Source organism: Campylobacter concisus (genome assembly GCF_902460845.1).
GTDB classification, from domain to species: domain Bacteria; phylum Campylobacterota; class Campylobacteria; order Campylobacterales; family Campylobacteraceae; genus Campylobacter_A; species Campylobacter_A concisus_X.
In genome coordinates this window covers 1-10,706 of the sequence record NZ_CABPVS010000012.1, presented here as the reverse complement: position 1 = coordinate 10,706, position 10,706 = coordinate 1, and the positions used below count along the sequence as shown (strand labels likewise).

Here is a 10,706-nt window from a genome sequence, read left to right as displayed (position 1 = left end):
CATTAATTATATAAGACTTATAATTAGTTGTTTATTATTGCTAAAAAATATATTACACTTACGAAAGTATAAAGGAAGGGATACTATTGTCTTTTTGAAAAAAGAGCTAAAAACAATAGACAATAGGTAAACCAAATTTTGCTTTAGCAAAATTTGGACTTTTATTTAAAACATGGGGGCAAGCCCCCAAACCCCAGACAAATAAAGAGAAAATAAATTTTTAAAATCACTCTTCAATATATTTAGGTTGATAGTTCTTAAAAATGTTTATGACGTATCCTAAAATTTCTATTTTATTAAGTTCATTTTGAGAAAGTTCAATATTGGAGAAATCATCTTTGCTTGAAAAAAACTTAAGGTTTTGATTAAAAGGGTTTATACGGCAATACTTAATTAATACCTCATTATTAACTCTTAAAACTAAGAGGGTATTATCTCTTGGGATGTTATCTCTTACAATAATTAAAATATCTCCATCTGTTGCGAATGGTGCTGCCTTATTGTTTGTTACGGTAATAAAATTATAGTCATATGGCTTTGATAGATTAAACAGTTTTGAAAGAATTTTAATACTTTGTAAGTAAGGATCAATGCTTTCTTTTTGGTTTGCAAAATCATATAGATCATCATAAATTGTGCAAATACTTTCAGAATTAGCTCTTATTTGAAGCTTGCCATTGTCGGTTTCAATATTATATTTGCTGATTGCAGTAGCTATATCAATATCTGTATCAAAGTAGTCAATTCCAAAACCAGTAGCTTCAGCAATTTTGTATTTGACTTGTATAGGAAGTGGGTTTATATTATTTTCATAAGAATTTACCCTAACTCTACTTATTCCGATCTTATCACCAAACTCACTCTGAGTAAGTCCATAGGCATTGCGTAATCTTCTTAGTTTGTCGCCGCATCCATTTGTTTTCATAAATTTCCTTTTTTTATTTATTTTAGCAAATCTAAAATTATTTGTTAATGTATTAAGAGTAGTATAAGGTTTTGAGATATAAAATGATATTAGATTTTTTAGGAGGTTGTCTTTTTATGATTGATGTAGTAGATGAAAAAATAGAAAAAAAGAATGAATTTATTACTCCAGAGCAGTTCGAAGAATTATTTGGAATAAGCATAGATAAACAAACTAGGCTTAGATTTAGTGTAAATTATACTGAGAAACGTAAAGCAAAGATACCTCCTTTACCATATATAAGAATAGGTAAAAGAATATTATATAGACTGGAGAGTGTAAAAGAATGGTTAATAGAACAGGAAAGAAGATAATGATTTGCAGTAAAAGAAAAAAGGTTGTGATATGAAGCGGAACCACCACCATAGCACAACCCACAAAAGCACTGATATTCTATCAAATAAAATCATAAATGTCAAGGAATTCACTGCTTTGGATATTGAAAATGCTAATTTTGAATGGCTGATACCGAATTTCCTTTCAAAACAGAGCTTAAATATGGTATATGCTGGTGCTGGTGCAGGCAAGAGCATGTTTGCTATCCATCTTTGTAATTACTTAGTGAAAAACAATGTTAATCTAGATGAAATTGTTTATATGGATGCTGATAACGGCATTGATATATTACAGAGTAGGCAAGTCGATAAAATTATGGATAATAGCAATGGAAAAATAAAATATATTCTCTCTAACAGCTCGCATAGATTTACTATATTTAAAAAGTTAAACAGAGAATTTAAAGTAGGTGAAATAAAAAATCGACTTATTATTATAGATAGTATTAGAAATTTTATAAAAGGTAGTCTAAGTAAAGATGATAATATAACAAGATTTATGGCAGACCTGCAAGGATTGAGAGACAAGGGTGCTACCATTATATTCCTCCACCACCAACCTAAGCAGGGAATGGATAAAAACGATGAGAATTATAAAGGCGCTACAGCCTTTATGGATAGTGTAGATGAAGCTTACTATTTACAAAACGAAAGTGACAGCTCGATTTCTATCAACGACAGTGAAATGATTGTTAGCTTAAAACCAAAGAAAAAGAGAAGCCACACAAAAGAGATGGTTGCTTTAATCGATACCAGGGAATTAGATCTAAAATTTATTGAAGATGATTTTATTGGGCTAAGTGACAAAGAAAAGATATCTTTACAACTGGCACAAGAAATTATTGATCAAAAAGGTGAAATTTGTCAAAGCGATCTTGCAATAGCCATACAAAAACTTGCAAATAAAAACTACTATGAAACGGTTGGACGTAATACGCTTTGGAAATTATTTGACAAATTTGATGGAAAACTTTTTGATATTAAACGATTAAGAGGATATCAAAATTGTAATAAAAAGGTATTTGTGAGCAGAATAATGAATAAAACACCAAAATCAGAACAAGTAAATTTCGACGTTCATAAAATTGAAGTATCAACCAATGATTTTGAAAGCGCAAAAGTAGCCAATAGCAACCAACTCTCTATAAACAAGAGCAATTTAAAGTTTTTAACCGCCATTCCTGTTAATATTGAGCCCATATCTAATGTTGATCAACATGGGTATTCAACAATACGAGCATCTGTAGGAAGCTATTGTGTAGATATTAAAATAATAAATAATGATCTTGATCCGCTCGTAAATGAGTTAAAACAATGTATAAAGGACTATGATAAGGAAAATTCGTATCCGACGTTTTTTGGTGGTGATGAACTATTAAATATTTTATTAAAGATTAAGACTATCAATGAATTAAAAATAGTTTTAAGAAGTGATGGCTAACGAATGATAGTTGATATCTTTTTTATTGGTTTTCTAATGGTCGTAATAGTATCGTTTTTAACCTTACTTACTTTGGGTTATTTTGATACAAGTAAAGAATAAATCAAGAAGGTTATTCAAAAATGATTATAACTAGATATTTTTATAAAATATGCTCAACTCTTTTATCTATTGCTCATTCTTGTCTTGCAGTTTGTGGAATGTTTTTTCTTGTTCAAAAAACAATCGATATATTGGAAATTAAAAAGATATATCAAGAAACTGGACAATACCCTATTGAAGTTATTAATCCAGTAAGCTTGCAGCAGTTAAACGATATAGTTAAAGATTTCAATGGAACAATCATATTTTCCAAGAAAGGAAAAATAGTTTTAAATAAATAGTAGATTTTGCTCCTATCCAGCCTTTTCAACATCCGCTTTTAAGTCGGCTATATTCTTTCTAACAGAATTTAGTATTAAGTTTGTATCACCATACATTATATGGTCTGTTTCAAATTTACTTGCATAAAACTTCATTTTTGCTAATATCGCATCAATTTCTTTCTCAGACAAATCAAATGTTTCACTAAAAGCAAACACATCATAACTATCAATCAACAAATATATAACGGTTCTACAAAATTGATCGATCTCTTTTTTTGTTAAAGATTTCTTTGCTTGCATACAAAACCTTTAATTACCCCAATGAAAATTTAAGTCGCAAATTTCATCATCGCTATGTTCATCAGGTTCTACCAAAAGAGTATCTTTAAACTCTAAAAATTTCTTTTTAGCATACTCTTTCCACTCTTCTTCACTTGAAAATAAAAAACCATTAGTTTTATAACCTCTTATAAAAGTATCCTCCCAAAAGATATCCTTTCTTAGTATTTTATTTTCACAACCATCAAATATAAACCCAGGTTCAAAAAAGTGTATTTTTGAACCACATAGCTCTTCTTCGAACATGTGCCTTTTAACATATACAAAGTCACCATCATAAGGTATCTTTAAAAACTCATACCTTGATTTTATGTCATTCATCTTTTACTCCTTCAAGCTCTTTAACCTTTTTAAGAACACCTTTGTAGGCGTTCATCTTAGCTTTCATCTCTGTTTGAATAAGTGCTAGAGGGGCATTTATCAAGACACTTGCAGTTGCATAGTGATAGCGTTCGTCGGCTTCTATTTCGGCAATTTCATCTTTTATAAATTTTTCTAGCTCTTTGAAATTTCTCATATTTTCGCTCCTTTATTTGCAATCACAGTTTATTCTATTTTTTTATAAAAATTTTATTTCCCCAAAACTTGGTTATTAAACCACCTATCCAAGCAATGACTAAAAAATTAACGAGAAGGATAATTAGCATTAAAAAAATATCAGCCTCATCCCCATTGTCATTTGCGTAACCAACGATACTAAATGCGACTTTTATAAAGTCAATTATATTTATGCCATTAAGCATCGCATAAATAGGCGTTATGATCATCACTAAAAGACATATCATAGTTATAAAAATACTTATGACAAAGCCGATAGTAAATGCCATTGCCTCTTTTTCATTTTTTTCCTCATCTTCGATTTCACCTCTTAAAAATGGATATGACAAAAACATTCCAGTCGTCAAAAGCATAATCGAAAAGGTTGAAAACGTATAATTTATAAAATTTACGAAATTTGTTGATAATGTTTCTAACATCATTCTTTATTCCTTTAGTCTCTAGCAGTTCATTTCATTAATTTTTATGGCGTTTTGCTATTTATTAATAAAATTTAAAACTCTATTCCTATATTGTGTTCTTTGATAAGGTTTAAAAAATCAATTTTAAACTGCTCATTTGTTTCAACTGCTTTTATGATCTTTATACCTATATCCTTAAATTTTTGCTCATTTTCTTCTTTGATAGCATTTAATAATTGCTTTCTTTGCTCTGAAAGTTTCTTAAGTTGTTCTTCATTTTTTAGAAGTCTCTCTGCTGCTGTAAGTTTTGACATTGTATAGCTCCTTTTTAAGTTTTGATAATTTTTGACGTTTATATTTAAAAACAGAATATCAAATTCATGCATAACCTTTTTCTTTTTATTGGTTATTTTATCTGTCTGATATTTTTTGTTATTATAACATATTCTTGGTATTTTTTGATAAAAGCTGTGTTATAATCTAAAATGAATAAAGAAATAAAAGCAAAAAAAAGTTACATAAAATAGTAGATTGCAGGATAGCCTTTTTCTCCTATTTTGTAATACAAAATATTTGAGAAAAAGGCAAATACTCTGCGAGGCTCTTGTAATTTTTGCTTTGCAAAATTTTTGGTAAATAGGAAATGGAGGGTTTTTGAATTATGGCTAAAGAATTAAAAACTTTTAGATTAGATGTTGAGAATTTAATTTTTTTACAAACCTTAAAAGAAAAAATGGGGGTAAAATCACTAAATGAAGCAATCAATTTACTTTTGTTCTTTTTAGAGAGAGATAGTAAAATTATTGATGCCGTAAAAGAAAATTATCCACTTTTAAAAATAAAAAGGTCTGAGCTTACTAGAGAAAATATCAAAGAGGTTAAAAATTTTTTTACCGATGTTGAATTTAAAAAATTAAAACAACTTGCAAAGGATAATGGTTTTTCTAGTGTAAATAAGTTTTCAAAATTTTTGGTTTTGAGCCACCTTTACGATGATAAAATTTTAAGTAACGATACAATAAATGAATTTGCAAAAATGAATTATTTGGTTAAACGCATTGGTATAAATTTAAATATTTTTGTAAAAGCAATTCAACAAAATACTTCTGCTTCTTTTGAAAAAGATGCTATTGATAATTTAATAAATAGAATAAATAAACAAGTTCAAGAGACTGACAATTTTATAAAAGAACAAAAAATGTTTTTACAGGCTAAATTAAAATGAGTCATAAATTAAAATCATATTTGGATGATGAAAATTTTTTAAAAGCTAAAAAAATCTGGAGCGAGTTTGAGAAAAAACAGAGAAAATATTTTGCTTCTCCACAAAGTTTTAAAGATAAGATTTGGAATAAGTATCTTTTAAGCAAAGGTTTTATTTCTCAAAAATTTACTAAAAGTGAAAGAGAGCATACAACTAAACTTTTAACTAAAAGACGTGGATATAATTCTCAAGTCTTGATAAAAATTACTGGCAAGGATCAAAATTTTAATCAACTTAAAAGCCATATAAAATATATTAGCCGAGACGGCTTACTTGATGTTTTTATTAATGATCCTTTAGAAAGTGATAATGAAATTTTTATTAATGATATAAATGAAATAGCTGCAACATTCCAAGATGGGGTTTATGATATTCCCAATAAACATGATGTTGAAAAACTAAAATTAAAAGAAAAAAACGAGGTAGTGCATATGGTTTTTTCTATGAAAGGTGAAAATAATATCCCTGTCGAGGAAATTAAAAATGCTGCAATAAAAACCATTAAAGAAAGATTTGTAAATAATCATTTTATATTAGCAGTCCATAATGACACAGATAATCCTCATTGCCATTTGGACTTAAAAAGTGTTGATTGTAATGGAAAAAGAATTAAAATTTCCCCAGCTGATTTGGATATGATGCGTGATGAGTTTGCGAAAAATTTAACCGATTTGGGATATAAAGCAACAAATTTTTCTTATAAAAATAAGAAATTTTCTAAGAATAAATTCCCGGATGTTTGGGATGGACACAAGCCACATCATTATAAGATAACTGGATATGGTGAAGCAAAATATAATTTTTCACTAGATGAGCATACCGAAGAGTCGTATTATGTTAAATTTGAGACAAGTAAAGGGAAAGAAACTATTCTTTGGGGCAAGCATTTAAGGCAGTTAATGGAAGATTATAATATTACAAATGGAGATTATGCTAGGTTTGCAGTAACTGCTCAGGAACCGATTGTAAAGAAAATTTATGATAAAAAAACTAAACAATGGTGCGAAAAAACTCTTTATAGGAATGTGTGGGATTGTTCTGTAGAAGGAAAGAGAGAAGTTGAATTAACTCCCCTTAGTGAAGCTGAAAAGAAAAAGACTGAATATAAAATTCTTTCCAGAAGTAACACAAAAGTTGTTGCTCCATCCTCGCAAACAAAAGATGTTAATCTAAAACAAAATAAAACTGACTCAAGCAAAGCTCAAATTTTACAAGCCAGACAAAAGGTTGTAGAAAATACAACAAATATTGATAGCAAAAAAACTAATAGTCTTAATAAAAAAGATTTTAACAGATAGACACATCTGCTTGTTGTCTTTGGGGATTGTTTTAATTATCTCTATTTCTTTACGGTATAGCCATAACCTACATGTGGTCATGCTAAAATCTTCAATTTTAGATACCCAGACAAGCTCATAAACTGAGCTTTTGCTTCATTTTCTAGTCTTTCTTTCTCGCTTGGCATAAGATATATTGCAACCGAGACCGGTTTTTCACCTGTTTTTTTGGGGCGTCCAGCATTGCTTTTTTTCTTTTCATTACTATCTGCAGCACCAGAGTTTATAAATTCTTCCACATTGCTGCTTGCTGCAATGTTGGCATTGTTTACAAATGCAAATCCATTTTTCTTATCCAATATTCCCATTATCTTTCCTTTTCATTTGTATTCTTGGTTTCTTTTATTTTTATGACTCCACTTTCTACTTTTTTGACATATGCTATACCAAGTCTAGACAGAACAGCTTTTGAACTATCATTTTGCTGTTTTTGAGATTGTGTTGTATCTCTTTGTATTGCTGGCTCTAGCAGAGTATTGATGCGCCTTAATACATCTTGAGTATAGGTATCAGTTATGTGAATTTTGTCTTGTGATATAAGTTTATGTTGCAAACTTTCATCTTTTAAAAGTAAATTTAGTTCATCCTCGCCACAGTAAAAGATCTTTTCTCGTATCCCAAAAAGATTTTCTTTGCTAAATTTGTCAGGATAAGTTTGTAGTAGATATCCTAGATCATAAAAATCTCGAATTTTATCTCTGCCACTAAAAGCAACTCCTTTCATTTTTATAAGCTCATCCACGCAATAGACGTTAACACCATTTATATTTTCAAAATTTAAAGTCTTGGATCTCAGTAGATCTTTGTTTCTGCTACTAACTTCTATTTTTAATGGATAGCTGCCGTAATGAGAAGTTGCACCATAATCTATCATTGCTCTAAAAACAGTGTCGGTATCTTTTTTAATATTTATATTCCAATTACTAAAATCTTTATGGCGCTTTAGCTTGTTTATAAAATTCATATTGTTGGTTGTGCAATCCAAATCAATGTCTTCTGAATATCTATTTAGCCCATAATATAAACTAAGTGCCGTTCCACCTTTTAAAACAAAGGTATCCCCAAGATATGGCAAAATTTCTTTTATAAGTTTAACTCTGTCTTTTTGGTATTGCTCTAGCATCTTTTATCCTTAAAATATAGCTTTGTTAATTCAAATTTCATAAAATCATCAACTTTTTTGTTTTTATTTATAAGCTTTAAATAGTTGAAAAGCTCGCTTTCCTCGTTATCATCCAAGTAATCTTGCACGCAGTTCTTGAGACCAGCTGTTTCGCCTTTATAGACTAAATCAGCTATCGCTCTTGCATAATTTGCTACATACTCTTCTTTATCAAGCATCTTTACATATCGCCTTTGTATCCCCAAAGAACCTAAAATTTCATTATTCTCATAAGTTTTTATATTGTTTTTATTGGCAAAATAAAGCAGTGGATGCCAATCGGCGATTGAACCATCAAGCCTAGGTATATTTAAAGCTTCCCAGCCAGATATATATGCCATTATTTTTTTCTTCCTTTGATTTTAGCCTTTTAATTCAATATATTATATTATTTTAAACTTTATAAAATAATATAATATTGTTTTTAATTATTAGCAAAATTGACAAGTTCGTTAAAGAAGCCTTCGAAATCAAGCTTTGCGTTTTCGTTATCTTTACAATATTCGCTCACACCCATTCCTGCTGAAAAGGCATTTCTATATGCTTCACGTTCATAGATTATGCTATTTGCTAGAAAAATATCTTCTAACTTCTTTTCGCTAATATATTCACGTAGTGCTTCTACCTTTTTAGCTAGAAAAGGATTTGGTGAAGCTTTAGAGATAACTATTAGTGCTTTTGAATTCGGATTGTAAATTTTCGCTTGATTAAAAACTAGTATCATTTTGTTCAAAACGGCAATATCAAGATCGCTCGGAATAACTGGGATAATAGCAATATTGCAAACCGCTAACGCTTGTCTCATTTCTTGGCTATCACGTCCACCAGTATCAATTACTACACTATCATACTTTTGCTTTAAGCTTTGTATCTCTTTTAGCATCGATGATCCAAGTTTTGAGACAGCATTAAATAGTAGTGGTAAATTTGCATCAGCTCTAATATCAGTAAAAACATCTATACTTCTTTGAGGATCAGCATCTACTAAAAGAGTGTCATCTTTCATAAGACCTAATTTTATGGCTAAATTTATAGCAATATTTGTTTTTCCGCTACCACCTTTTTCATTGCAGACTGCTATTACCATTTTTTATCCTTTAAACTATGCTTATTGTTTTTTAGTTCCGTATTTCTCGACTAATTTTTCCCATTTACTTGGCTCATTTCCCCATTTTTGAGTCAACCTTGATTTTCTGTCATATGCAGTTTGGCAGTTTTTCATTTGTGTTGTATTTAAATTTGCATTTTTGTTTAACTCACACCACTGAACCAATTCTACTAGCAATTGTTCATTATCCCTTAAATATTCAAATGTATATTCTTTATCACCATACTTAGATCCTTCGCCACAACCAATAAGCATGATTGTTGCTGCTGCACCAAGTGCAATTTTGCCTAGTAATCTCATCTTTTTTCCTTTGTATTAAATTATTTTTTACTATATTAAATTATTTTAAAATTTAATATATTAATAGTCACCATCTGTGACAAACTCATATTCTATTTGCCATTTTCCACCACCAAAGTGTAGATCGTTTTTAACTAATGGACAAGGTAAAAATGCTCCATCTCCTTGTGCTACCATTTCACTAAAACGAGGTAGTTTTTTTTCATCAAAACCATTCTCTAAAGCTTGATTTGAAAACATTAATCCCTCTCTTATTCTTTTTAAGAAATATTTATATCCCAACATATTGTTAAAGCCATGATGACTTAATACCTCATTTTTGGTAGCATTATTTTTTAGCCATTCAATGCTATCCTTTTTAACTAAAATTTGTAACTCAAAAAATTCTTGATACAAGATACCTTCATAAAGAAGTTGTTCTAAATCACTTTTTGCAATTTTTGCGACCTCTTTAAGCGAGTTAGCAAACTTACTGTCGGCAATTTGTCTAAACCATATTAGTGGAATTATCCTACGATTGCCTACGCCTAAAGACTCTTCAATGCCGCCATTACTGCTATAAAAAATTCCCCAAAATATTCTTTGACTAAAAAAATTAGCTAGTGCTTGATCTTGTTTTGCTACTAAGGCTTTTGTTGTGTCAAGCAGTCTTTCGTTTGGATAAAAGCCAAGCTTTTCGATAGCTTCGTCACCGATTTCTTCTATAAGGTGCGTATACCATACTCGAGCTGGAAAACTATTAGGATAATCTTGCGGTTTATTCGGCAGCATCTTTTCTCCTTTGTTTTAAATATAAAAGAATTCTAATATAAAAAAGTTTAAAATAATATTAAATAATATAATATAATTTAATATTGTATATAATTATTTACTTCTAGATTATTGTAAGATTCAATAAAAGTTGCGAATGAATAAAAGCGATTGAGAAATGCATTATGTAAAATCATTGCCCTATTTTCAGTTAAATTAATACTATTTTACTATTTTTTAAAATTAAAAACAAGCTACTAGAAATTCAATAAAAGTTGCGAATAGTTCAATAAAAGTTGCTAAAATATTATAAAAATTCAATAAAAGTTGCTAAAAAGTTTTAAAGGCGGTATAATACATGTATAGTATTTTAAAAAATATA

The 10,706-nt window shown here is 29.3% G+C and carries 17 protein-coding genes; 5 read left to right on the top strand and 12 right to left on the bottom strand.

Translation table 11 applies throughout. From position 1 onward, the window contains the following. Positions 1–226: 226 nt before the first annotated feature. Positions 227–925, bottom strand: a complete 699-nt coding sequence (locus tag F3H00_RS10145; RefSeq protein WP_103588992.1) for a helix-turn-helix domain-containing protein — start codon at positions 923–925, stop codon at positions 227–229. A gap of 116 nt (positions 926–1,041) precedes the next feature. Between F3H00_RS10145 and F3H00_RS10140 the strand changes: the two genes are divergently transcribed. The 3 genes from F3H00_RS10140 to F3H00_RS10130 all read left to right on the top strand — a co-directional run bounded on the left by F3H00_RS10140 (position 1,042) and on the right by F3H00_RS10130 (position 3,123). Beyond that, on the top strand, positions 1,042–1,278 hold the full coding sequence (locus tag F3H00_RS10140) for a DNA-binding protein (protein WP_103567046.1): 237 nt from the start codon (positions 1,042–1,044) through the stop codon (positions 1,276–1,278). Between the two features lie 118 nt (positions 1,279–1,396). Then, on the top strand, positions 1,397–2,740 hold the full coding sequence (locus F3H00_RS10135) for an AAA family ATPase (RefSeq protein WP_188115667.1): 1,344 nt from the start codon (positions 1,397–1,399) through the stop codon (positions 2,738–2,740). A gap of 122 nt (positions 2,741–2,862) precedes the next feature. Then, on the top strand, positions 2,863–3,123 hold the full coding sequence (locus tag F3H00_RS10130) for a hypothetical protein (protein ID WP_103611751.1): 261 nt from the start codon (positions 2,863–2,865) through the stop codon (positions 3,121–3,123). A gap of 12 nt (positions 3,124–3,135) precedes the next feature. Here the strand turns inward: F3H00_RS10130 and F3H00_RS10125 are convergent, their stop codons facing one another. The 5 genes from F3H00_RS10125 to F3H00_RS10105 all read right to left on the bottom strand — a co-directional run bounded on the left by F3H00_RS10125 (position 3,136) and on the right by F3H00_RS10105 (position 4,717). Beyond that, a complete protein-coding gene (locus F3H00_RS10125; RefSeq protein ID WP_149703845.1) occupies positions 3,136–3,405 on the bottom strand; it encodes a hypothetical protein in 270 nt (89 codons plus the stop codon). Between the two features lie 9 nt (positions 3,406–3,414). Then, on the bottom strand, positions 3,415–3,765 hold the full coding sequence (locus tag F3H00_RS10120; protein WP_149703844.1) for a hypothetical protein: 351 nt from the start codon (positions 3,763–3,765) through the stop codon (positions 3,415–3,417). Continuing rightward, positions 3,758–3,961 carry a hypothetical protein gene (locus F3H00_RS10115; RefSeq protein ID WP_149703843.1) on the bottom strand — a complete coding sequence of 68 codons (204 nt, stop codon included), beginning with the start codon at positions 3,959–3,961 and terminating at the stop codon, positions 3,758–3,760. Before F3H00_RS10115 ends, F3H00_RS10120 begins: the two co-directional genes overlap by 8 nt. A gap of 34 nt (positions 3,962–3,995) precedes the next feature. Continuing rightward, on the bottom strand, positions 3,996–4,424 hold the full coding sequence (locus tag F3H00_RS10110; protein WP_149703842.1) for a hypothetical protein: 429 nt from the start codon (positions 4,422–4,424) through the stop codon (positions 3,996–3,998). 71 nt (positions 4,425–4,495) lie between these two features. Next, positions 4,496–4,717 carry a hypothetical protein gene (locus tag F3H00_RS10105; protein WP_103596814.1) on the bottom strand — a complete coding sequence of 74 codons (222 nt, stop codon included), beginning with the start codon at positions 4,715–4,717 and terminating at the stop codon, positions 4,496–4,498. A 347-nt stretch (positions 4,718–5,064) separates the two neighbouring features. Between F3H00_RS10105 and F3H00_RS10100 the strand changes: the two genes are divergently transcribed. Beyond that, positions 5,065–5,628, top strand: a complete 564-nt coding sequence (locus F3H00_RS10100) for a hypothetical protein (RefSeq protein WP_103609184.1) — start codon at positions 5,065–5,067, stop codon at positions 5,626–5,628. Continuing rightward, a complete protein-coding gene (locus F3H00_RS10095) occupies positions 5,625–6,965 on the top strand; it encodes a relaxase/mobilization nuclease domain-containing protein (RefSeq protein ID WP_149703841.1) in 1,341 nt (446 codons plus the stop codon). The genes F3H00_RS10100 and F3H00_RS10095 overlap by 4 nt, the downstream gene beginning before the upstream one ends. A 77-nt stretch (positions 6,966–7,042) precedes the next feature. Here the strand turns inward: F3H00_RS10095 and F3H00_RS10090 are convergent, their stop codons facing one another. The 6 genes from F3H00_RS10090 to F3H00_RS10065 all read right to left on the bottom strand — a co-directional run bounded on the left by F3H00_RS10090 (position 7,043) and on the right by F3H00_RS10065 (position 10,345). Continuing rightward, positions 7,043–7,312 carry a hypothetical protein gene (locus tag F3H00_RS10090; protein WP_103568041.1) on the bottom strand — a complete coding sequence of 90 codons (270 nt, stop codon included), beginning with the start codon at positions 7,310–7,312 and terminating at the stop codon, positions 7,043–7,045. Next, the gene (locus F3H00_RS10085) at positions 7,312–8,127 is read right to left on the bottom strand and encodes a nucleotidyl transferase AbiEii/AbiGii toxin family protein (protein ID WP_103568040.1); all 816 of its coding nucleotides are present in this window, start codon (positions 8,125–8,127) and stop codon (positions 7,312–7,314) included. The genes F3H00_RS10090 and F3H00_RS10085 overlap by 1 nt, the downstream gene beginning before the upstream one ends. Beyond that, positions 8,121–8,507, bottom strand: a complete 387-nt coding sequence (locus F3H00_RS10080) for a hypothetical protein (RefSeq protein WP_103568039.1) — start codon at positions 8,505–8,507, stop codon at positions 8,121–8,123. The genes F3H00_RS10085 and F3H00_RS10080 overlap by 7 nt, the downstream gene beginning before the upstream one ends. Before the next feature lie 83 nt (positions 8,508–8,590). Next, a complete protein-coding gene (locus F3H00_RS10075) occupies positions 8,591–9,253 on the bottom strand; it encodes an AAA family ATPase (RefSeq protein ID WP_103568038.1) in 663 nt (220 codons plus the stop codon). Positions 9,254–9,274: 21 nt separating this feature from the next. Beyond that, entirely contained in the window at positions 9,275–9,574 is a 300-nt protein-coding gene (locus F3H00_RS10070; protein WP_103568037.1) for a hypothetical protein, read from the bottom strand. Positions 9,575–9,634: 60 nt separating this feature from the next. Continuing rightward, complete coding sequence (locus F3H00_RS10065; protein ID WP_103568036.1) at positions 9,635–10,345, bottom strand: hypothetical protein; 711 nt, start codon at positions 10,343–10,345, stop codon at positions 9,635–9,637. Positions 10,346–10,706: the final 361 nt, after the last annotated feature.

Excerpts from the sequence above, each read along its gene's own strand:
- F3H00_RS10145 (WP_103588992.1), bottom strand. The coding sequence starts at position 925 with ATGAAAACAAATGGATGCGGCGACAAACTAAGAAGATTACGCAATGCC.
- F3H00_RS10140 (WP_103567046.1), top strand. The coding sequence starts at position 1,042 with ATGATTGATGTAGTAGATGAAAAAATAGAAAAAAAGAATGAATTTATT.
- F3H00_RS10130 (WP_103611751.1), top strand. The coding sequence starts at position 2,863 with ATGATTATAACTAGATATTTTTATAAAATATGCTCAACTCTTTTATCT.
- F3H00_RS10125 (WP_149703845.1), bottom strand. The coding sequence starts at position 3,405 with ATGCAAGCAAAGAAATCTTTAACAAAAAAAGAGATCGATCAATTTTGT.
- F3H00_RS10120 (WP_149703844.1), bottom strand. The coding sequence starts at position 3,765 with ATGAATGACATAAAATCAAGGTATGAGTTTTTAAAGATACCTTATGAT.
- F3H00_RS10115 (WP_149703843.1), bottom strand. The coding sequence starts at position 3,961 with ATGAGAAATTTCAAAGAGCTAGAAAAATTTATAAAAGATGAAATTGCC.
- F3H00_RS10110 (WP_149703842.1), bottom strand. The coding sequence starts at position 4,424 with ATGATGTTAGAAACATTATCAACAAATTTCGTAAATTTTATAAATTAT.
- F3H00_RS10105 (WP_103596814.1), bottom strand. The coding sequence starts at position 4,717 with ATGTCAAAACTTACAGCAGCAGAGAGACTTCTAAAAAATGAAGAACAA.
- F3H00_RS10100 (WP_103609184.1), top strand. The coding sequence starts at position 5,065 with ATGGCTAAAGAATTAAAAACTTTTAGATTAGATGTTGAGAATTTAATT.
- F3H00_RS10095 (WP_149703841.1), top strand. The coding sequence starts at position 5,625 with ATGAGTCATAAATTAAAATCATATTTGGATGATGAAAATTTTTTAAAA.
- F3H00_RS10090 (WP_103568041.1), bottom strand. The coding sequence starts at position 7,312 with ATGGGAATATTGGATAAGAAAAATGGATTTGCATTTGTAAACAATGCC.
- F3H00_RS10085 (WP_103568040.1), bottom strand. The coding sequence starts at position 8,127 with ATGCTAGAGCAATACCAAAAAGACAGAGTTAAACTTATAAAAGAAATT.
- F3H00_RS10080 (WP_103568039.1), bottom strand. The coding sequence starts at position 8,507 with ATGGCATATATATCTGGCTGGGAAGCTTTAAATATACCTAGGCTTGAT.
- F3H00_RS10075 (WP_103568038.1), bottom strand. The coding sequence starts at position 9,253 with ATGGTAATAGCAGTCTGCAATGAAAAAGGTGGTAGCGGAAAAACAAAT.
- F3H00_RS10070 (WP_103568037.1), bottom strand. The coding sequence starts at position 9,574 with ATGAGATTACTAGGCAAAATTGCACTTGGTGCAGCAGCAACAATCATG.
- F3H00_RS10065 (WP_103568036.1), bottom strand. The coding sequence starts at position 10,345 with ATGCTGCCGAATAAACCGCAAGATTATCCTAATAGTTTTCCAGCTCGA.